Source organism: Roseovarius sp. THAF9, from assembly GCF_009363715.1.
Taxonomy (GTDB): Bacteria; Pseudomonadota; Alphaproteobacteria; order Rhodobacterales; family Rhodobacteraceae; genus Roseovarius.
On record NZ_CP045404.1, the window covers coordinates 2,124,019 to 2,144,796 of the forward strand.

Sequence of the window (20,778 nt, forward strand, 5' to 3'; positions counted from 1 at the left end):
GCGAGCAGAATAGCCGCGAAAAGTGCGACAGACATCCAGCTAAAAGCAAAGGCAGCATAAGTCATTGTATTATCGATCACTTCATTAAATCGCAGACTCAGTATAAGCGGAAATCCGCCCACCACCAAACGAATTCAGATCACATTTTGGAAACACTCTGATGCGAAAGACCGGCAATCAGGCCAAGTGTCTGAGGCGCCTATAAAATCGGTGCGATATCCCCTTCGGCGCGCCGGGCATGAAACTCCGCCTCCCACGCGTCGAATGCTCCAGCGGCGATGGCCTCGCGCATCCCCGCCATGATCTCCTGATAGTAATGCAGGTTGTGCCAGGTGAGCAGCATGGAACTGATGATCTCCTGGCTACGGAACACATGATGCAGGTAGGCACGGGAATAGTTTCTGCACGCCGGACAGGTACAGGCTTCGTCCAGGGGCCGCGGGTCGTCCTGGTGCCGGGCGTTCTTGATGTTCAGCACGCCGCGCCGGGTGAACACCTGCCCCGTCCGCCCCGACCGCGACGGCAGCACGCAATCCATCATGTCCACGCCACGCTTCACGGCGCCCACGATGTCGTCCGGCTTGCCCACCCCCATCAGGTAGCGCGGCCTGTCCTGCGGCAGATACCCGGTGGCGTAATCCAGCACGCCGAACATGGCCTCCTGTCCCTCGCCCACCGCAAGCCCGCCGATGGCGTAGCCGTCGAAGCCGATCTCGACCAGCGCCTTGGCGCTTTCCTCGCGCAACTCCTGCGTCACGCCGCCCTGCATGATACCAAAGAGCGCATGGCCGGGCCGGTCCCCGAACGCGTCCTTGGACCGCGCGGCCCACCGCATCGACAGGCGCATCGCGCGAGCGACCTCGTCATCGCTCGCCGGAAGCGCGGGGCATTCGTCGAAACACATCACGATATCACTGCCCAACAGGCGCTGGATCTCCATCGACCGCTCCGGCGTCAGCTCGTGTTTCGACCCATCGATATGGCTCTTGAACGTCACACCCTCCTCGGTCAGCTTGCGCAACCCGGCAAGGCTCATCACCTGGAACCCGCCGCTATCCGTCAAGATGGGCCGCTCCCAGTTCATGAACCGATGCAACCCACCCAGGGCGTCGATCCGCTCTGCCGTGGGGCGCAGCATCAGGTGATAGGTGTTGCCCAGCAGGATATCCGCGCCGGTCTCACGGACCGATCCGGGCATCATCGCCTTCACCGTGGCGGCGGTGCCCACCGGCATGAAGGCCGGCGTGCGCACCTCACCCCGGGGCGTGCGGATCACCCCCGTCCGCGCCTGCCCGTCCTTTGCGCCCAACTCGAAAGCGAACCCGTTCGTCATGTCATTACCCTCTGGCCTCGATGCGCCCTCCATAACGCCTTTGGCGAAAGCTTCAATCATCCCGCATATGTGCCCGACGCCACGGCGCGCAGAATAAAATGAACCAAACCGAGACGGGCTGGTTTAAGGTGAAACAAAAACGACGGGACACGTGAAGAGACACATGCACACCATCGCCGCCTCGCTGCGCAGCCTCTCGGCGGCGCTTTTCATCATCGTGTCCGGCGCGGTCGCGGCGCTTGCACAAGACCCCTATTTCGAGATCGACCTGCTGAACCCCGGCCTGCCCGAGCCTCCCGCGGCGCTCGACCGCGATACGCCCCGCTCGGCGATGGAATCGCTGCTGTCCTTCTTCGACGACGACCAGTACGGCGCCGCAGCCCACCTGCTGGACCTCGGCGATCTGCCACTCGAGGCGCAGGCCAATCGCGGCGCGAACCTTGCGCGCCAGTTGAAGATGATCATCGACCGGCAGGTGCTGATCCCCTGGACTGATCTCTCGGATCGCCCCGACGGCTGGCTCGACGGCGCCCAGGAAGACCCCGGTGCCGGTCGGGTGCGCCGCTCGATCCTGCTCAACATGCTGGAGCTGGAAAAGCGGCCCGTGCCGCTGCGCCTCAATCGGGTGAAACCCGCGAACGGCGATCCCGTCTGGGTCATCTCGCGGCAAAGCGTGCGCGACATCCCGGCGCTTTACGAGCGCTTCAAACCGACCGAACTGGAAATGGCGATGCCCCCCTGGGCGCGCGAACGCGGGCCGTTCGGGATGTATGTCTGGGAATGGCTGGTGCTGCCCGTCATCACCGTCATCGCGTTCCTGCTGGGCTACATCGCCTATCGCATCGTCGGCTGGCTGGGTAGTTTCTCCAGCCGCAGGATCGTGCAGGCTTGCGTGCGCGCCTTCCGCCTGCCGGCCACGATCATCGTGATCTCCGCCTTCATCGGCTTTACCACCAACCGCCTTCTGGTGGTCACCGGCCCGATCAGCGTCGTCGTCGGACCTCTGGTGCTCTTGGGCTATGTCGTGGGCTTCGCCCTCGCCGCGGTGCGCGTCGCCGACGAGATTTTCGACCGTGTCAGCCTCAACAGCCCCGAGGAACTGGCCGATCCCGTCAACTCGCATTATCGCAACATGGCCACCATGCTGTCGGGCTTTCGCAAGTTCGTCATCATCCTCGCCGTTATCGTCGGCGCAATCACGCTGCTCAGCTCGGTGCAGGTCTTCAACTCGCTCGGCTATACGCTGCTGGCCGGTGCGGGTGCGATCACCATCGTGCTCGGCTTTGCTGCGCGCGAGGTGCTGGGCAACCTGCTGGCCGCCGTGCAGATCGCGCTCAACCGCTCGGCTCGCATAGGCGACTACATCGTGTTCGAGGATCGCTTCTGCACCGTCGAACGCATCCACTTCACCTATGTCCAGCTGGCGATCTGGACCGGCAACCGCTTCATCGTGCCGGTCAGCCATTTCGTCAAACACCCGTTCGAGAACCTCTCCGCCGGCGACCGCGAAATGACGCGCCCCATCCGCATGACCTTCGCCCAGACCGCCGATGTCGAGGCGCTGCGCAAGGCGTTCTTCGAGGTCATGGACGAAATCGACGACGGCACGCTGGGGTCTAAGGACGACGCCGGCGTCTGGGTCGCCGACCAGGACGTCTTCGGCAAGAAGATCCTCTTCGCTCTGCCCACGCCGGACCAGTCCACCTTCTGGGATCTCGAAACCGCCTGCCGCGAACGCCTGCTCGCCCGCGCGGCCGAGCTTGAAAAGGAAACCGGCACGCCCTTCCTGCCGCAAGGCCCCGCGCAGGATTACCCCGACGGCTGATCCCGCGCTGCCGCGCGCCCGGCACCGCCACCAAAGCCTTGCAATGGCGCGCGCGCTGGCCCTATTAAACCGGGACCTTTCCAACGGGGATCCCGATGACCGAAGACCAGATTATCGACCTGCTCTCTTCCAACCTGTCCTACATCCTGCTCGCGCTGCTGCTCTTCATCGTGATCTTCCAGGGCGTGAAGATCGTGCCGCAATCCGAACAGCATGTCGTCGAACGCTTCGGCCGCCTGCGTTCGGTGCTGGGGCCGGGGATCAATTTCATCGTGCCGTTTCTCGACAAGATCCGGCACCGCGTCTCGATCCTCGAACGCCAGCTGCCCAATGCCAGCCAGGACGCCATCACCCGCGACAACGTGCTGGTCGAGGTTGAAACCTCCGTCTTCTACCGCATCACCAATCCCGAAAAGACCGTTTACCGCATCCGCGACGTGGACGCCGCCATCGCCACCACGGTCGCAGGGATCGTGCGCGCCGAGATCGGCAAGATGGATCTCGACGACGTGCAGGCCAACCGCTCGCAACTGATCGACACGATCAAGCAGCATGTCGAGGATGCCGTCGACAACTGGGGGATCGAGGTCACCCGGGCCGAGATCCTCGACGTCAACCTCGATCAGGCCACGCGCGAAGCCATGCTGCAGCAGCTCAACGCCGAACGCGCCCGCCGCGCGCAGGTGACCGAGGCCGAGGGCCAGAAACGCGCCGTCGAACTTGCCGCCGACGCCGATCTCTACGCCGCCGAGAAAACTGCCGAGGCCCGCCGCATCCAGGCCGACGCCGAGGCCTACGCCACCGGCGTCGTCGCCCGCGCCATCGCCGATAACGGGCTCGAAGCCGCGCAATACCAGGTCGCCCTGAAGCAGGTCGAGGCGCTCAACGCCCTGGGCCAAGGCCCGTCATCGCAGACCGTCATCGTGCCCGCCCACGCGGTCGAGGCCTTCGCCAACGCCTTCACCATGCTGAAAGGCAAGCCATGATCGACCTGCTGTCGCACTGGTGGGTCTGGCTTTGCGCCGCGCTGGCCATCGCCATCCTCGAACTTCTGATGCCGGGCTACATCTTCCTCGGCATCGCGGCCGGGGCCGCGGTGATGGCGCTTCTGGTGGCGCTGCTCGGCCCTTTCATGCCGCCGACGCTCATCGCGCTCTTCGCCGGCGCCTCGCTGGTCGCGTGGCTGATACTGCGCCGCGTCTTCCGGTCGTCCGACGATCAGACCCGCTATTTCGACGAAGATATCAACAAGTAGCCTCCTGCGCCGCCCCTGCGGTCATCCCGCACCGTAACCTTGTGCCGACATGCATTACGTGGTGAAACTTGCAGTTCCACCGCCGACCGATCCACAACCAAAAGGCAACCTCATGACCGATAGCCCCGACAGCCCGGAGATCCTGAACTTTGGCTGGGAAGAGTGGATCTCCCTGCCCGGATTGGGGGTGCCGGCGTTGCGGGCCAAGGTTGATACCGGGGCACGCACCTCCGCGTTGCACGCCTTTGACATCGAAACCTTCGGGCCGTCCTCGAAACCCAAGGTCCGCTTTACCGTTCACCCGATCCCGGGCCGCGACGACCTTGTGATCCCCTGCTCCGCCCCCATCGTGGACCGGCGCGAGGTGGCGTCGTCGAACGGCGAGAAGGAACTGCGCTACGTCATCGAAAGCAAGCTCGAGGTCGCGGGCCAATCCTGGCCGATCGAGATCACGCTGACCAACCGCTCCACCATGAACAGCCGGATGCTTCTGGGCCGCACAGCGCTCAAGGATCACATCTCGATCGTCGCCACCGACCGCTTCCTTCAGCCCGAATTGAACTACGACGTCTACCACACCAAGAAGATGCGCGAGGCCCAACCCAACCGCTCCCTGCGCATCGCCGTGCTGTCGCGCGAAAACAACTACTCCACCCGCCGCCTCGTCGAAGAGGGCGAGAAGCGCGGCCATTCCGTCGAGGTGATCAACACCACCCGCTGCTACATGGCGATCAACACGCTGGCGCCCGAGGTGCATTACGACGGCAAGCGCCTGCCCCGCTACGACGCCGTGATCCCGCGCATCGGCGCCTCGATCACGTCCTACGGCGCCGCCGTCGTGCGCCAGTTCGAGACCATCGGCACCTATTGCGTGAACCCTTCCGCCGGCATCTCCTCCAGCCGCGACAAGCTTTACGCACATCAGCTCATGGCCCGCGCCAAGGTCGGCATGCCCAACACCGCCTTCGCCGCCTCGCCGCAGGACACCGGCAACCTCATCGGCCTCGTCGGCACGGCCCCCCTGATCGTCAAGCTGCTGGAATCGACCCAAGGCAAGGGCGTCGTGCTGGCCGAAACCAAGAAGGCCGCCGAGTCGGTTATCGACGCCTTCCGCGGCCTGCGCGCCAACTTCCTCGTGCAGGATTTTGTCAAGGAGGCCGCGGGCGAGGACATCCGCTGTCTCGTGATCGGCGGCAAGGTGGTCGCCTCGATGAAACGCACCGGGGCCGAGGGCGATTTCCGCTCCAACCTGCACCGCGGCGGCTCGGCCAAGTCGGTGCGCATCACCAAGACCGAGCGCGAAACCGCCCTGCGCGCCGCCCGCGCTTTCGGGCTTGGGCTGGCGGGCGTGGATCTTCTGCGAGCCGAGGCCGGGCCCAAGGTGCTCGAGGTCAATTCCTCGCCCGGCATGGAAGGCATCGAGGCCTCGACCAACAAAAACATCGTCGGCATGCTCTACGACGATATTGAAAGCCGCGTGCGCCCCGCCCCGATCCGCCGCCGCCGCTCCGGCAAATAGGGCCGGCAACGCAACGTCACCCTGCGCGCGTTAACCAACTCGCGCCATCTGGTGCCGCGCCATGGCGGTGCACGCCCGGTGCACAGGGGGTGCACGCGTGTCACCCCCCGGTGTCTGCGCCCTCGGTCAGTGTTAAGACGTCGCACGCTGGCCGCGTACGCCCCCTCTGGACGCGCCGCTCTGGTATCCTTATATATTCAGTCGGATAACCGCACAGGATGTGACATGACCCAGCAGCCAGAACCCCTCGAAGGCGCGCCGCTGATCGCGCCCTCCAGCACGGATCACCCGCTTTACGACCAGGTGGTCGAAGCGTGTCGCTCGGTCTATGACCCTGAAATACCTGTGAATATCTATGACCTCGGCCTGATCTACACGATCGATATCACGCCCGAAAACGAGGTCAGCGTCATCATGACCCTGACCGCCCCCGGTTGCCCCGTCGCGGGCGAGATGCCCGGCTGGGTGGCCGAGGCGATCGAGCCGTTAGCCGGTGTGAAACAAGTTGATGTTGATCTCACCTGGGAGCCGCCCTGGGGCATGGACATGATGAGCGACGAGGCCCGCCTCGAACTCGGATTCATGTAAAGCAAGCAAAAACGCTTGCATTTTGCAAAAGCAAGCAATAATACTTGCGCATGATATGGACCGTCTTCACCGGTGATATCGTCGAGTCTTCTGCCCTTTCGGCAGAGCGTCTCGACGGTGTTATGGCCTGCCTCCACCGGCTGTCAGATGACATCTCCGCATGGAGCCAAGATGCCACGGCGGCCTTCGGACGACGCGGGGGCGACGGTTGGCAACTGGCGGTAAACGCATCCGAATATGACCTCAGATCAACACTTTACCTGCAATCCAGCCTGATGGCGCTGGACCCGGCTGTGCAAACACGCATCGCCGTCGCCACCGGCAAAGGCACCCTGCCCGACGGCTCCAACCCCGACCCCAACAGCGCCCACGGCCCCGCGTTCAGCGCCTCGGGCCGCCTGCTGGAAAAGCTCACGGGCACCACGCTTCTCGCGCACGCCGACGGTGGCCCGCTCGACGCCACCTACCGCCTTGCCGATCACATCGCGCAGGGCTGGACGCAGGCCCAGGCCCGCGCCGTGGCCGCGATGCTGCCCCCCGGGACCGGGCCGCGTCGCGTCGCCGCCGACCGCCTCGGCATTTCCCGCCAGGCCATTGACCAAGCCCTGCACGCCGCCGGCTACCCGGCCCTGCACGATGCCCTGACACTGCTGGAGGCGCCGGAATGATCGAGACTGTCACCGCCCTCCTCTTCGCTCATGTTCTGGCGGATTTCGTCCTGCAAACGGACTTGATTCACCGCAAAAAGCGTCATTTCGGCGTCATGCTCCTCCACAGTGCCTTTGTGCTGGTGGCCTCCATGGCCGCGCTGGGCCAGATCGCCGCGCCGCCAGTGCTGGTCCTCGCCGCCGCGCATTTGGCCATCGACTGCGCGAAAACCTACGGCAATTTCAAAGGGCTGGCCGCGTTTCTCGCCGATCAGGCCCTGCATCTTCTGGTGATCGTCGCCGTCGCGGTCCACGCACCCACGCTTTGGGCGACCGGCATGTGGGCCGACATGCCCACCCTGCTGCCGCTCATGGCGCTTCTGGCCGGGCTGATCGCCACCCTGGTTGCCGGTCAACATGCCGTCGGCCTGCTGATGCGCTCGCACGGTGTGCTGATCCAGCAACGCGGGCTGCGCAACGGTGGCCGCCAGATCGGGCTGATCGAACGCGGGTTGATCTTTTTTTTCGTCATGGCAAATCAACCGCTTGGCGTGGGCTTCCTGATCACCGCGAAATCCATCCTGCGCTTCGGCACCGCCGCGCGTGACCAGAAAACGGCGGAATACGTGATCATCGGCACGCTGGCCTCCTTCGCCTGGGCCTTCCTCGTGGCCGAGGCCACGCGCGCCTGGATGGAATTGCTGCCCCCGCTTGAGATTGCCGACTGGCTTGCATAGATTGGACCCATCGCAGCGAGAAAGGCAGCACCATGTTCGGAATCCCAGGCAAACAGGCGGTCACCATGACCCCCAAAGCGGCGTCGATGATTGCCCGCCTGATGGACAAGGATGGCCACCAGGGCCTGCGCATCGGCGTCAAGAAAGGCGGCTGTGCGGGCATGGAATACACCATGGATTACGTGACCGAGGTCGACCCCAACGACGAGGTGGTCGAGCAGGACGGTGCACGCGTGATGATCGCCCCCATGGCACAGATGTTCCTGTTTGGGACGGAGATCGACTATCAGACCTCGCTTCTGGAATCCGGTTTCGTGTTCAACAATCCCAACGTGACCGAGGCCTGCGGCTGCGGCGAGTCGATTAAGTTCGAAGGCATGTAAACGTTGCCCCGCCCTGCGCGAGCCGCTACCACTCCGGTCAGTTAACCCGGAGGTAACGCATGGCGCGCAAACTGGCAGCAGGTAACTGGAAGATGAACGGCACACGTGCTGCCTTGGAAGAACTGTCTGCCCTCGCACAGGCCCATCCCGACCCTAGCGTTGATATCCTGATCTGTCCGCCCGCAACACTGATTCAGACAGCGGCGGCTTTGGTCGCCGATGGGCCCATTAGGATCGGCGGACAGGATTGTCATGCGCGGGGCAGTGGCGCCCATACCGGCGACATCTCGGCCCAGATGCTGCTTGATGCCGGCGCCACCAGCGTTATCCTCGGCCATTCCGAACGGCGCGAGGACCACGGCGAGAGCAGCGATGACGTCAACGCCAAGACACGCGCGGCCCACGCCGCAGGGCTTGTCGCCATCGTTTGCGTGGGCGAGTCGCTGTCTCAGCGCGAAGCGGCCAACACGCTTGATATCATCGGCGGCCAGCTGGCCACCTCCCTGCCCGATGGCTGTACCGCCGCCAACACGGTCATCGCCTACGAACCGATCTGGGCCATCGGCACCGGCAAGGTCCCCACGACCGACCAGATCGACGAGGTCCACGACTTCATCCGCGCCCGCATGATCCGTCGGTTCGGAGAAAACGAGGGGCGCGACATCCCGCTGCTTTACGGCGGATCGGTCAAACCCGACAACGCAGCAAAGATTTTCGCGACTGACAATGTCGACGGCGCGCTGGTCGGGGGCGCCAGCCTCAAGGCTGCAGATTTTTCACCTATTATCAAGGCGCTGGAGAGCAAAGCGTAAGCACCTAGACAGGCAGCATCGTCGTAGACTTGATCTCTTCCATCGACAAAAGCGCCGTCACGTTGTGCACTTTGACCTCTGAAATCAGCGCCTGGTAAAAAATGTCATAGGCCCGCGCGTTGCTGACCACGACCTTGAGGATGTAGTCGATATCGCCCGCCAGCCGGTGCGCCTCCATAACCTCCGGCCGTGTTCTCAGCGCATCGAGAAACCTGTCCTGCCACTCCTTGTCATGTTCAGACGTGCGGATCAGGACGAAGAAGCACGCCTCCAGCCCAAGGGCTTCGGGATCCAGCAGAAAGGTTTGCTGGCGGATCACGCCGCCCTCGCGCATTTTTCGAATCCGGTTCCAAACCGGGGTCTTGGAACTGCCGACTGTTTTCGCGATATCGTCCAGCGATTGCCCCCCGTCCTTCTGTAGCTCCGAGAGGATTTTCCGGTCCAGTTCGTCAAGGCGAACACTCATTCTCTATTTTTCCTTTTCCCGGGACATTCCCAACTCAGCGAAAGCAAATTGGAACGCACGTCCTTATTCGCGCCGCCAGGTAGCGCAATACCGGGAATATTTTCTATATATTGGCACAAGTCAATCGCAGCCGGAGGCGTGCAAAGTGAAACATTTTCCCATCTTCGTCGCTTTGGAAGGGCGCCGCGTTGTGCTGTCGGGCGGCGGCGACGCCGCGCTCGCCAAGCTGCGCCTGCTATTGAAGACCGAAGCACAGTTGACGGTATTCGCACCAGTGCCGGCGCAAGAGATCGAGGACTGGCACACCGCCGGCAAGCTGCGCCTCGTGCGCCGCGCGATGGAACCGGGCGATACGACCTGTGCCGTTCTGTTCTACGCCGCCGACGAGGACGAGGCCGAGGACGCTCGAACCTCCGCCATCGCCCGCGCCGACGGCGCTCTGGTGAACATCGTCGACAACCTTCAGGACAGTGCCTTCATCACGCCCGCGATCGTCGATCGTGACCCGGTGACCGTCGCCATTGGTACCGAGGGCGCGGCCCCCGTACTGGCCCGCGCGATCAAGGCCGATCTGGAAGAACGCCTGCCCGCCACGCTGGGGACCCTCGCCCGCATTGGCAAAGCGTTCCGCAAGGCGGTCGAGGTCCTACCCATGGGCCGCAAGCGCCGCGATTTCTGGTCGGAATACTATTTCGACAAGGGACCTCGCGCGATGGACGAAGGCGGCGAAGAGCTCGTCAACGAAGCGCTGCCGGCCCTATTGGACAAGCACGTCAAAGCCGAAACCCGAGAAGGCCATGTCGCCTTCGTCGGCGCGGGCCCCGGCGACCCCGAACTGTTGACGCTCAAGGCACGAAAGGCGCTCGACGCCGCAGATGTGGTTATCCACGACCGGCTAGTTACGCCCGAAATCCTTGAACTGGCCCGCCGCGAGGCGACATTGATCGACGCGGGCAAGATCGGGTTCGGCCCCGCCATGTCGCAGGAGGATATCAACGCGCTGATCGTCGAGCACGCGGCCACCGGCGCGCAGGTTGTACGCCTGAAAGGCGGCGATCCGACCGTCTTTGGCCGCCTTGACGAAGAGGTCGACGCGGTCAACGCCGCCGGGATCGGATGGCATATCGTGCCAGGGATCACCGCCGCCTCTGCGGGGGTGGCCGCTATCGGTCAAAGCCTGACCAAGCGCAAGCGCAACGCCGCCGTCCGCTTTGTCACTGGCCACGACATGAAAGGCTATGCCGAGCAGGACTGGACCGCCCTCGCCCAACCCGGCGAGGTCGCCGCGATCTACATGGGCAAGAAATCCAGCCGCTTCATCCAGGGCCGCCTGCTGATGCACGGCGCAGACCGCGCCACACCCGTCAGCATCGTCGAGAATGCGTCGCGCCCCGATCAGCGCATCGTCGCCACAACAGTGGCCCGCATGGCGCAGGACCTGGAAGAGGCTAATCTGGCCGGCCCGGCCCTGACATTCATCGGCCTCGCGCCCCGCGCCGCTGAGACAAATCTGACCCTTTCGACGCAGGAGTTCGCCTGATGCCCAAAGAATTCACCCCCAAGGTCGTCACCGCCAACGCGCTGCTGGAAGGCGACGTCGTTTATCAAACTGCCGATGACCGCTGGTCGCGGCACCTTTCCGAGGCTGAACTGATCAGCGACGAGGCGCTCGCCAAGCTGCGGCTGGCGCAGGCCGAAGGCCAGCCCGAACTGGTCGTCGGGGCGTACCTGGCCGATGCCAAACCTTCTGACGACGGCCCGCAGCCGACGCATTTCCGCGAGGAATTCCGCCGCACTGGCCCGTCCAACTATCACCATGGCAAACAAGCCGAGGTAAACTGATGTATTCCTATTCCGAATTCGACGCGGCCTTCGTGGCCGAGCGCAACCGCCAGTTTCGCGCCCAGGTCGAGCGCCGCATCGCCGGCAACCTGACCGAGGACGAGTTCAAGCCGCTGCGCCTGATGAACGGCCTTTATCTGCAATTGCACGCCTACATGCTGCGTGTGGCGATTCCCTATGGCACGCTCAATTCGCGCCAGATGCGCCAGCTCGCCCATATCGCCGAGACGTGGGACAAGGGCTATGGCCATTTCACCACGCGCCAGAACATCCAGTTCAACTGGCCCGAGTTGCGTGACGTGCCGGAAATTCTCGATGCGCTTGCCGAGGTCGAGATGCATGCCATCCAGACCTCCGGCAACACCATCCGCAACGTAACCGCCGACCATTTCGCAGGTGCCGCCGAGGACGAGATTGCCGATCCGCGCCCGGTGGCGGAACTCTTGCGACAGTGGTCCACCGATCACCCGGAATTCCAGTTCCTGCCGCGCAAGTTCAAGATCGCCGTGACCGGCAGCCCGAACGATCGCGCCGTGATCAAGGCCCACGACATCGGCATCCAGATCGTCGAGCGTGAAGGCGAGATCGGTTACCGCGTTCTCGTCGGCGGTGGCCTTGGACGGACGCCGATGATCGGCAAGGTCCTGTCCGATTTCGTCAGCCAGGAAGACCTGCTGCCCTATATCGAGGCCACGGTCAGCGTCTGGAACCTGCTGGGCCGCCGCGACAACAAGTACAAGTCGCGCATCAAGATCACCGTGCACGAACACGGCATCGACGACATCCGCGCGCGGGTGCAGGAGCGGTTCGAGGTGATCCGCCCCGAATTCAGCGGCATCGACGTTGCTCTCTTGGAGCAGATCAAGACCGCCTTCGCACCGCCGGCGTTTCGGCAGGACGGCGCGGAAGTGTTCGAGACCACGTACAAGACCGACCCGATCTTCCGGTCTTGGGCCGACACGAACCTCATCGCTCACAAGGCACCGGGATACGCCATCGTGCAGATCAGCCTCAAGGCCCACGGTGCCACGCCGGGGGACGCCACGGCGGACCAGATGCGGGTGATGGCTGACCTCGCCGAGTTCTACGGCCATGACGAGCTGCGCATAAGTCACGAGCAGAACGTGATCCTGCCGCATGTGCACAAGTCCAACCTGCCCGCGCTGCATGCCATTCTGAAAAAGCACGGTCTGGCGACGGCGAATATCGGCCTGATCTCGGACATCATAGCCTGCCCCGGTATGGACTATTGCGCGCTGGCCACGGCGCGGTCCATCCCGATCGCCCAACAGATCGCAACCCGTTTTGACGAGTTGAAGCTGGAGCATGATATCGGCGAGCTGAAGATCAAGATCTCGGGCTGCATCAATGCCTGCGGCCACCACCATGTTGGTCATATCGGCATCCTTGGGCTGGATCGTGCCGGCGTCGAGAACTATCAAATCACACTTGGCGGCGATCATACCGAGACCGCAGCAATCGGCGACCGGACCGGGCCGGGCTTTTCGGCAGACGAAATCATTCCGGCCGTCGAACGCATCGTCGAGACCTATCTCGATCAGCGGCATGACCGAAACGAGACGTTCCTGGAATTCTACCGCCGTGTTGGCATGACACCGTTCAAGACCGCCCTCTACGAGCAGGACAAGGCCTATGCTGCAGAGTAAGATCGACACCAGCCTGCCGACCCGCGTCTCGGGTCTGAACGAGTGGTACCGCTTGAACTCCGCCACGGCCGTACTGCGCCATGCGCTGGCCAGCCCCGAAGCGGGAAAACTGGCGCTCGTGTCCAGTTTCGGCGCGGAATCCGTAGTTCTCCTGCACATGATCTCCGTGCTGAAACGCGACACGCCGGTGATCTTTCTGGACACCGAGATGCTCTTTGCCGAAACGTTGGTCTACCAACAGGATCTGGCCGAGCGCCTGGGCCTGAAGGACCTGCGGATCATTCGCCCCGACGCGGACGCGGTGGCCCGGCAGGACCCCGACAGAGACCTGCACCAGTCCGACACCGACGCCTGCTGCACTCTGCGCAAAACCGTGCCGCTTCAACGCGCGCTGCAAGGTTTTGATGGCTGGATCACGGGGCGCAAACGCTATCACGGCGGTGACCGGGCTGCGCTCGACTTCTTCGAGACCGAGGAGGCCACGGGCCGGATGAAGGTCAACCCCCTGGCGCATTGGACCCGGGAAGACGTGCAGACCTATATGGAAGAAAACCGCCTGCCCCGTCACCCGCTGGTGGCGCAAGGCTATCCGTCCATCGGATGCCAGCCCTGCACCAGCCGCGTGGCCGCCGGCGAAGACGCCCGCGCGGGCCGCTGGCGCGGCACCGACAAGTCCGAATGCGGCATTCATTTCGTCAACGGAAAACCCGTCAGAACAGGAGAAACGGCATGAGCGTTATCGTGACAGATCAAGGCTTTGCAAACGACGACTGGGACGGCCCCATCGCCGCGCTGAACGACGCGCATCCGGGCTGCGCCATCGACCTTGCGTCCAGCAACGACCCAAACGAGCTGGCCGGGCGGATTTCGGACATCCCGATGATCCGTGTCGACTTTCCCAGCTTTTCCGACGGGCGCGGCTTTACCATCGCGCGGCAGTTGCGACTGATGGGCTTCAAAGGGCGCCTGCGGGCTCGGGGCCACGTTATTGCCGACCAATATGCGATGGCACGCAGGTCCGGCTTCGACGAGGTCGAAATCTCCGAAGATCTGGCTGAACGGCAGCCCGAGGACCAGTGGCTGTTCCGCGCAAGTTGGCAGGCGCATGACTACCAGGCCCGTCTGCGCGGCACCGGACGCGGCAAGATTCCCGCCGAATGACCCCTGTAATCTGACCTGAATCAAAGTATACGAGGAGACGCTCGGGCTAAGACCCCGGGCGATGATTGCTGATGAACGAGACCGTGACCGTGACCGAAGCGAAACCCGTCAAAGTCCCTACCCTGCCCGACGCCCAGACCGTGACGGCGGTCAAACACTGGACCGACCGGCTGTTTTCCTTCCGCACCACCCGTCCTGCCAGCCTGCGCTTTCGCTCCGGCGAGTTCGTCATGATCGGGCTGATGCAGAAAGACGAGAAGACCGGCAAGGAAAAGCCGCTTCTGCGGGCCTATTCCATCGCCTCGCCCTCTTGGGACGACGAACTGGAATTCTATTCGATCAAGGTGCAGGACGGTCCGTTGACCAGCCGCCTGCAGCATATCGAACCGGGCGACGAGATCATCCTGCGCCCCAAGCCCGTGGGCACGCTGGTACATGACGCCCTGCTGCCGGGCAAGCGCCTGTGGCTTTTTGCAACGGGCACCGGCTTTGCGCCCTTCGCCTCGCTGCTGCGCGACCCGCAGACCTATACCGACTATGACGAGGTCATCATCACCCACACCTGCCGCGAGGTGGGTGAGTTGACATATGGCAAGGAATTGATCGACGGCATCCGCAAAGACGAGCTGCTGGCCGAACTGATCGGCGAAGGCTTTCACGAGAAGCTGCGGTACTATCCCACGACGACCCGCGAAGAGAGCGCCAAGATGGGCCGGATCACCGACCTGATGCGCAAAGGCGAGGTTTTCGAGGACCTCGGAGTCGAGTCCCTTACGCCCGAGATTGACCGCGCGATGGTTTGCGGCAACCTGGCCTTTAACCTCGAGATCAAGGAGATGCTCGAGGAATACGGTCTGCGCGAAGGGGCGAATTCCGATCCGAAGGAATACGTGGTCGAAAAAGCGTTTCTCGACTAACCCTCTTTCGTGCCTCGAATAAAGAAACCCGCGCTGATCGCAGCGCGGGTTGTGTCTTTGCAGCACTCTGATCCGATCAGAGGTTCAACGCCTCGCGTACGGCATCCAGCGCGCTTTCCAGCATGTCGGGATTGTCCCGTGCGGCTTGCAGGCTGGACTTCAGCCCCGTCTTTTGCACCGTGCCGAGGTCCGAGTTGTCGATGTACTCGGTAACCTTGTCGTAATCGAAGCCCTCGGGTGTCAGCAACTCGGTGATAGAGGTCTCGGAGGCCTCGGTTGCCGCCGCTTCAGTCGAATTTACCGCCTCGTCCGTTGCGTCTGCTGCTTCGGTCGCAGCCTCTTCTGCTGCGGCCTCGGTGCTGTCGGCTGCGGCGTCGGCGGTATCGGCGGCGTCTTCCGCCACCTCTTCGGTCGCGCTGACAGCCTCTTCTGCCGCATCTTCCGTTGCGTCCGCGGCATCGCCCGCGGCGTCCGCGGTATCCTCGACCGCGTCCTCGGTTGCATCCGCCGCATCGCTGGCAGTGTCGGCAGCCGCGTCCGCCGCGTCCGAGGCGGCTTGCGTAGTTTCGTCGGCCACTTCCTCGGCTGTCTCCGCGGTCGCATCTGCTGCATCCGCCGCGGCATCGGCAGCAGCATCCGCGGCGTCACTGGCCGTGTCGGCTGCATCCGCAGCGGTGTCTTCGGCGAAATTGGCCGCATCGTCGGCGGCCTCCACGGCCTCCTGCACCGCTTCGTCGGCGGCTTGTCCGGTCGCTTCTACGGCATCTTCCGCGGCCTCGCCGGCATCCGCGGCGGCCTCTGCCGTTGCGTCGCCAGCGGCCTCCAGGGCCTCGCCGGTTTCCTGAACGGCATTCTCGGTTGCCTCGCCGGCGGTATCCGCGGCGCTTTCCAATTCCTCGGGCGAGGAAACAGTTTCGGACACCTCGTCCACGACTTCCTGCGGTGACTTGCCGGTGAAGAGCATGTAGCCCCCGGCAAGGATGACAAGGGCCACGATCAGCCACAAAATGTTTCTCATTGGTATTCCTCTCAACTGGCAGGTTTCTGAAGACTTTCACAGCCTGCCTTACAGTTGCTTGGAGATGAAGCGTAAAATCGGCGCATGCAAGGGGAAATTACCGTCGGTTAGGGCTCTGCCACCCGATTTTGCCGCTTGAAACACCCCCTACGCGCGGTTACCTTGCGACCTCAAACTCGCTGAACGATCGAAGGACAAAAACCATAGCCCGCAGACCACACAACGCGCCTCCGACGCGCGACACCGGCCCCCGCATCAACGACAAAATCCGCGTTCCGGAAATCCGCCTGATCGGCGCGGAAGGTGAAAACGTCGGCGTCGTGACGCCCGAACGCGCCATGGGTATGGCAGAAGAGGCCGGTCTGGACCTGGTGGAAATCTCGCCGAACGCCAATCCGCCGGTCTGCAAGATCATGGACTATGGCAAGTACAAGTACGAACAGCAAAAGCGGGAATCCGAGGCGCGCAAGAAGCAGAAAGTCATCGAAGTGAAGGAGGTGAAGTTCCGCCCCAACACCGACACGCATGACTACGACGTGAAGATGCGCAACGTCTTTCGCTTTTTGGAAAACGGCGACAAGGTTAAGATCACCTTGCGGTTTCGCGGTCGCGAAATGGCGCACCAGGATCTGGGCCGCGAACTGTTGCAGCGGGTGGCCGAGGACATCAAAGAAATCGGCAAGGTCGAGAACATGCCGAAGATGGAAGGCCGCCAGATGATCATGATCATCGCGCCGGGGGCCAAGTAATCCCGCGCGGCGACTGGATGTCCATTGCAGACCGCTGCGCAACGGCAATTGATTTTGAGTCGGACACGTGGCCGGGTAGTGTCTTGCCCAAGTTACGGGACATAATAGCGAGGTTGGCCACGCGTTCCGCGCCGGGCGCCTGAACCGTGGGCACTCGGGATGTGGTGCCAGCGGGAAAGGGCTTGGGGATGCAATTTGTACATAGCATGGCACTGGCTGTCATAGCATGCGTCATGGGACAGTCAGCGATGGCCGAGCGTGCAAGTGACGGGCAGGTCAACCTGATCTTCTGGCAGGCGCCGTCGATTATGAACCCGTATCTTTCCGGCGGGATCAAGGATATCGAGTCGGCCAGCCTCATACTGGAACCTCTCGCGCGGTACAACGAAACCGGCGCGATGACCCCTTGGCTGGCCGCCGAAATCCCGACCCTGGAAAACGGCGGTGTGGCGCAAGATTTAAAGTCGATCACCTGGCGGCTCAGGGATAACCTGATCTGGTCCGACGGCACCCCCGTGACTGCGGCAGACGTCCAGTTCACATGGTCCTATTGCACTGCGGAGGGCGGCGGCTGCGCGCATGTCGACAAGTTCTCGGGCATTGCGGGCATCGAGACACCGGATGACCGCACTGTCGTGATCCGGTTCGACGAAGCGAAACCTTTCCCCTACAATGCCTTTGTCGGCGCGTCCGCGCCCATCTTGCAAGCCGACCAGTTCGCCGACTGCCTTGGCGACCGGGCACCCACCTGCACCGAGGCGAATTTCTATCCCATCGGCACCGGGCCTTTCGTGGTGGACGATTTCCGCACCGGCGACGCCGTCAGGATGTCGGCCAACCCCTATTACCGCGACCCCGCCAAGCCGGCCTTTGCCAGCCTGATGATCAAGGGCGGCGGCACGGCGGAAAACGCGGCCCGTGCCGTGCTGGAAACCGCGGATTACGACTATGCCTGGAACCTTCAGTTGCCGCCCGAAGTGCTGGACGGGATGCAGGCGGCGGGCAAGGGCGAGGTGGTTGCGGCGTTCGGGACGCTGGTCGAGAGGATCGTGATCAACCTGACCGATCCCGACCCTGGCCTGGGCAACGCACGCTCGACCCTCGAGCATCCACATCCTTTCATGACGGACGTCTTGGTACGCCAGGCGCTGAGCATGGCGATCGACAGGCCGATCCTGACCGAGATCGGCTATGGCGAGGCCGGGCGTGCTACCTGCAATATCCTTCCTGCGCCTGAAATCTATGCCTCTGACGCCAACGAGGCCTGCAAGATGCAGGATCTCGAAGCCGCAAAGGCGCTGCTTGACAGTGCGGGCTGGACCGACAGCGACGGCGACGGCGTGCGCGACAAGGACGGCGTCGCCTTGCGCCTGCTGTTCCAGACCTCGACCAATGCCGTTCGCCAGACCTTTCAGGCCGCGATCAAGAGCTGGTGGTCGGAGCTTGGCGTCGAGACCGAGCTGCGAAATGTCGACGGCAACGTCTTTTTCGGCAGCGACCCGAACAGCCCGGACACCTATCAGAAGTTCTATGCCGATGTTCAGATGTACGCCCAGATGTTCGATGGCACCGATCCCGAGGCCTACATGGCCAGCTGGACCTGTGAACGCATCCCGACGCCGGATAACCAGTGGCAGGGAACGAACATGCCGCGGTACTGCAACGACGCCTTCGATGCGCTGGTTTCAAAGATGCGTGAGACAGGTGGGCTTGAAGACCGCGCAGAACTGGCACGCGCCATGAACGACATGCTGGTCCAGGATTTCGTGATCCTTCCGCTGGTCCATCGCGGGCGCGTCTCGGCACATGCGAATTCGCTGGGCGGGGTTGTTCTGAACACCTGGGACAGTGAGTTGTGGAACGCGGCGGACTGGTACCGTATCGAGGCCGATTGATCCGTCAATCGCTGTGAGCCGGGCAGGAAGGGACAGGTTTGGATGCTGACATTCGCGTTGCGCCGCCTACTTGTGTCGGTTCCCATGCTGGTGGTGATCGCGCTCGTCATCTTCCTGTTGCTAGACCTGGCACCGGGCGACCCGATGGGAAACCTGCCCCAGACGATCTCGCCCGAGGTGAAGGCCCAGATGCGCGAGGCCCTTGGCCTGGGAGAGCCGCTGCATGTGCGGTTCTGGTCCTGGATGGTGCAGATCTTTTGGGTCGAACCGCAGGTGCTGATCGACCATGTCTTCGGTACCTCTTTCGCTCACGACAAACCTCGGGTGTTGAGCTGGCAAAGCCGGGCGCCGGTTATGTTCGAGATCGCGCAGGCCCTGCCACAGACGTTGTGGGTGGTGGGCACGGCCTATTTGGTGGGCATTCTCATGGCGCTGCCGCTTGGAATCTTTGCGGCCTATCGGCAATATTCGGTCTTCGACAACGCCAGTACCTTCGCGACGATGGTGGGGTATTCCCTGCCGCCTTTCCTGACCGGGCCTTTGGTCATCTTCGTCTTCTCGGTGCAGCTTGATCTCTTTCCGTTCATTTACGAGACAACACATCGGGTCACCGACTGGGAGAGCTTCACCTACCAGGTCCGGCAGATGGTGCTGCCCGTGCTGGTTCTGTCTGTTCAGACAACGGCCCAGATCAGCCGCTACATGCGGTCCGCAATGCTGGACAACCTGAGCCAGGATTACGTGCGCACGGCACGGGCCAAAGGAATGAGCGAATGGGTGGTCGTGATGGTGCACGTGCTGCGCAACTCGATGATCCCGGTCGTCACGGTCATCGCATTGGGCGCGCCAGCCATCTTCGGCGGCGCGATCATCACCGAACAGGTCTTTGCGATCAACGGGATCGGGGCGCAGCTGATCGGGGCAATCAAGGCGAATGACCTGCCACTCGTCCATACGCTCACTTTCCTGTTCGCAGCGCTGATCGTACTGGCAAACCTGCTGGCCGACCTGCTTTACGGCCTGCTCGACCCGAGGATCCGGTATGGCTGAGCGTCGTCACGTCTCACACGGCCTCTGGCGCGATATCTGGCGCCAGTTCATGCGCCACACGGGAGCGGTCTTTGGTGCCGGTCTGTTCGCCATCATTGTCATCGCCGTGCTTTTCGGCCCGCTGCTATGGGGTCTGGCACCCGACGCCCCGGACTTTGCGGCGCGCAATGCCGGACCAAGCGTTGCTCATCCGTTCGGGACCGATCAACTGGGCCGCGACCTCTTGGCACAAGTGCTAGCCGGCGGGCGTGTTTCGCTTGCGGTGGGGCTGACGGCGATGGTGCTGTCGGTGGGTCTTGGAACGGTTGTCGGCGTCGCGGCGGGCGTTTTCCGCCGGCTTGACGGGCCTCTGATGCGGCTGGCCGACCTATTTCTGTCGCTTCCCCTGTTGCCTCTTCTGCTGGTCATCGTGATGCTGTTCCGCGAAGCCCTAAGTGGCGCGGTCGGCACCGATGCAGGCATCTTCCTGCTGATCGTCACCGCCATCGGGGTCACCAGCTGGATGCCGGTCGCCCGGATCGTGCGCGCCGATGTGCTGAGCGTACGCGAACGGGATTTCGTGCTGGCCGCGCGCGCCTCGGGCACCACGCAGTTGCGCCAGATCACGCGGCACATCCTGCCGAACATCCTGTCGCCGATCGTCGTCTCGGCCACCCTGGGCATCGCCAATGCAATCATTACCGAAAGTGCGCTGAGTTTCCTCGGGCTTGGTTTTCCCTCCGATTTCCCGACTTGGGGACGCCTGCTGAGCGACGGGGTGGTCTATCTGTCCGAGTTTCCTTGGCGGGTGTTCTGGCCCGGCCTGATGATCTCGCTCACGGTGCTGAGCGTGAATTTTATGGGCGACGGGCTACGCGATGCGCTCGATCCCAAATTGCGGGGACGCGCGGCGCCGCTTTGATTCCGATCAATGT

At 63.0% G+C, this 20,778-nt stretch carries 22 protein-coding genes; 19 read left to right on the plus strand and 3 right to left on the minus strand.

The genetic code is table 11. From position 1 onward, the window contains the following. Nucleotides 1-199: 199 nt before the first annotated feature. Entirely contained in the window at nt 200-1,333 is a 1,134-nt protein-coding gene (gene tgt / locus FIU86_RS10520) for a tRNA guanosine(34) transglycosylase Tgt (protein ID WP_152475044.1), read from the minus strand. Between the two features lie 151 nt (nt 1,334-1,484). On the opposite strand from tgt, the gene FIU86_RS10525 reads away from it, so the two are divergent. The 9 genes from FIU86_RS10525 to tpiA all read left to right on the plus strand — a co-directional run bounded on the left by FIU86_RS10525 (nt 1,485) and on the right by tpiA (nt 9,099). Beyond that, a complete protein-coding gene (locus FIU86_RS10525) occupies nt 1,485-3,158 on the plus strand; it encodes a mechanosensitive ion channel family protein (RefSeq protein ID WP_216647172.1) in 1,674 nt (557 codons plus the stop codon). A 95-nt stretch (nt 3,159-3,253) separates the two neighbouring features. Continuing rightward, complete coding sequence (locus FIU86_RS10530) at nt 3,254-4,144, plus strand: SPFH domain-containing protein (RefSeq protein WP_103764186.1); 891 nt, start codon at nt 3,254-3,256, stop codon at nt 4,142-4,144. Next, nucleotides 4,141-4,413: an NfeD family protein gene (locus FIU86_RS10535; RefSeq protein ID WP_152475046.1), complete on the plus strand. Its 273-nt coding sequence runs from the start codon at nt 4,141-4,143 to the stop codon at nt 4,411-4,413. The genes FIU86_RS10530 and FIU86_RS10535 overlap by 4 nt, the downstream gene beginning before the upstream one ends. A 112-nt stretch (nt 4,414-4,525) precedes the next feature. Beyond that, complete coding sequence (gene rimK / locus FIU86_RS10540; RefSeq protein ID WP_152475047.1) at nt 4,526-5,932, plus strand: 30S ribosomal protein S6--L-glutamate ligase; 1,407 nt, start codon at nt 4,526-4,528, stop codon at nt 5,930-5,932. Nucleotides 5,933-6,157: 225 nt separating this feature from the next. Continuing rightward, nucleotides 6,158-6,520: an SUF system Fe-S cluster assembly protein gene (locus tag FIU86_RS10545; protein WP_152475048.1), complete on the plus strand. Its 363-nt coding sequence runs from the start codon at nt 6,158-6,160 to the stop codon at nt 6,518-6,520. A gap of 50 nt (nt 6,521-6,570) precedes the next feature. After that, nucleotides 6,571-7,188, plus strand: coding sequence for a MarR family transcriptional regulator (locus tag FIU86_RS10550; RefSeq protein ID WP_152475049.1), 618 nt, complete (start codon nt 6,571-6,573; stop codon nt 7,186-7,188). Further along, nucleotides 7,185-7,904, plus strand: coding sequence for a DUF3307 domain-containing protein (locus FIU86_RS10555; RefSeq protein ID WP_152475050.1), 720 nt, complete (start codon nt 7,185-7,187; stop codon nt 7,902-7,904). Before FIU86_RS10550 ends, FIU86_RS10555 begins: the two co-directional genes overlap by 4 nt. Before the next feature lie 32 nt (nt 7,905-7,936). Then, entirely contained in the window at nt 7,937-8,287 is a 351-nt protein-coding gene (locus FIU86_RS10560) for an iron-sulfur cluster assembly accessory protein (RefSeq protein WP_057794005.1), read from the plus strand. Nucleotides 8,288-8,346: 59 nt separating this feature from the next. Next, entirely contained in the window at nt 8,347-9,099 is a 753-nt protein-coding gene (gene tpiA / locus FIU86_RS10565) for a triose-phosphate isomerase (protein ID WP_152475051.1), read from the plus strand. Between the two features lie 4 nt (nt 9,100-9,103). Here tpiA and FIU86_RS10570 read toward each other — a convergent pair whose 3' ends face one another. Continuing rightward, the gene (locus tag FIU86_RS10570; protein WP_103764178.1) at nt 9,104-9,565 is read right to left on the minus strand and encodes an Lrp/AsnC family transcriptional regulator; all 462 of its coding nucleotides are present in this window, start codon (nt 9,563-9,565) and stop codon (nt 9,104-9,106) included. A 145-nt stretch (nt 9,566-9,710) separates the two neighbouring features. Between FIU86_RS10570 and cysG the strand changes: the two genes are divergently transcribed. The 6 genes from cysG (at nt 9,711) to FIU86_RS10600 (ending at nt 15,152) form a co-directional block, all read left to right on the plus strand. Next, a complete protein-coding gene (gene cysG / locus FIU86_RS10575) occupies nt 9,711-11,105 on the plus strand; it encodes a siroheme synthase CysG (RefSeq protein ID WP_152475052.1) in 1,395 nt (464 codons plus the stop codon). Beyond that, on the plus strand, nt 11,105-11,407 hold the full coding sequence (locus FIU86_RS10580; protein ID WP_152475053.1) for a DUF2849 domain-containing protein: 303 nt from the start codon (nt 11,105-11,107) through the stop codon (nt 11,405-11,407). Before cysG ends, FIU86_RS10580 begins: the two co-directional genes overlap by 1 nt. Beyond that, a complete protein-coding gene (locus FIU86_RS10585) occupies nt 11,407-13,074 on the plus strand; it encodes a nitrite/sulfite reductase (protein WP_152475054.1) in 1,668 nt (555 codons plus the stop codon). The genes FIU86_RS10580 and FIU86_RS10585 overlap by 1 nt, the downstream gene beginning before the upstream one ends. Then, the gene (locus FIU86_RS10590; protein WP_152475055.1) at nt 13,061-13,807 is read left to right on the plus strand and encodes a phosphoadenylyl-sulfate reductase; all 747 of its coding nucleotides are present in this window, start codon (nt 13,061-13,063) and stop codon (nt 13,805-13,807) included. The genes FIU86_RS10585 and FIU86_RS10590 overlap by 14 nt, the downstream gene beginning before the upstream one ends. Continuing rightward, the gene (locus FIU86_RS10595; protein ID WP_152475056.1) at nt 13,804-14,235 is read left to right on the plus strand and encodes a DUF934 domain-containing protein; all 432 of its coding nucleotides are present in this window, start codon (nt 13,804-13,806) and stop codon (nt 14,233-14,235) included. Before FIU86_RS10590 ends, FIU86_RS10595 begins: the two co-directional genes overlap by 4 nt. 71 nt (nt 14,236-14,306) lie before the next feature. Next, nucleotides 14,307-15,152 carry a ferredoxin--NADP reductase gene (locus tag FIU86_RS10600; RefSeq protein WP_152475057.1) on the plus strand — a complete coding sequence of 282 codons (846 nt, stop codon included), beginning with the start codon at nt 14,307-14,309 and terminating at the stop codon, nt 15,150-15,152. 76 nt (nt 15,153-15,228) lie between these two features. On the opposite strand, the gene FIU86_RS10605 is transcribed toward FIU86_RS10600, so the two are convergent. After that, the gene (locus FIU86_RS10605; protein ID WP_152475058.1) at nt 15,229-16,170 is read right to left on the minus strand and encodes a translation initiation factor 3; all 942 of its coding nucleotides are present in this window, start codon (nt 16,168-16,170) and stop codon (nt 15,229-15,231) included. Between the two features lie 203 nt (nt 16,171-16,373). Here FIU86_RS10605 and infC point away from each other — a divergent pair, with 203 nt between their 5' ends. From infC to FIU86_RS10625, 4 genes are all read left to right on the plus strand, one after another. After that, nucleotides 16,374-16,919 (plus strand): translation initiation factor IF-3, encoded by a 546-nt coding sequence (gene infC, locus FIU86_RS10610; protein WP_152477076.1) that lies wholly within the window; start codon nt 16,374-16,376, stop codon nt 16,917-16,919. A gap of 233 nt (nt 16,920-17,152) precedes the next feature. Beyond that, entirely contained in the window at nt 17,153-18,814 is a 1,662-nt protein-coding gene (locus FIU86_RS10615; RefSeq protein WP_254703799.1) for a peptide ABC transporter substrate-binding protein, read from the plus strand. A 42-nt stretch (nt 18,815-18,856) separates the two neighbouring features. Beyond that, complete coding sequence (locus FIU86_RS10620; protein WP_152475060.1) at nt 18,857-19,864, plus strand: ABC transporter permease; 1,008 nt, start codon at nt 18,857-18,859, stop codon at nt 19,862-19,864. Then, nucleotides 19,857-20,765, plus strand: a complete 909-nt coding sequence (locus FIU86_RS10625) for an ABC transporter permease (protein ID WP_152475061.1) — start codon at nt 19,857-19,859, stop codon at nt 20,763-20,765. The genes FIU86_RS10620 and FIU86_RS10625 overlap by 8 nt, the downstream gene beginning before the upstream one ends. Nucleotides 20,766-20,778 lie beyond the last annotated feature (13 nt).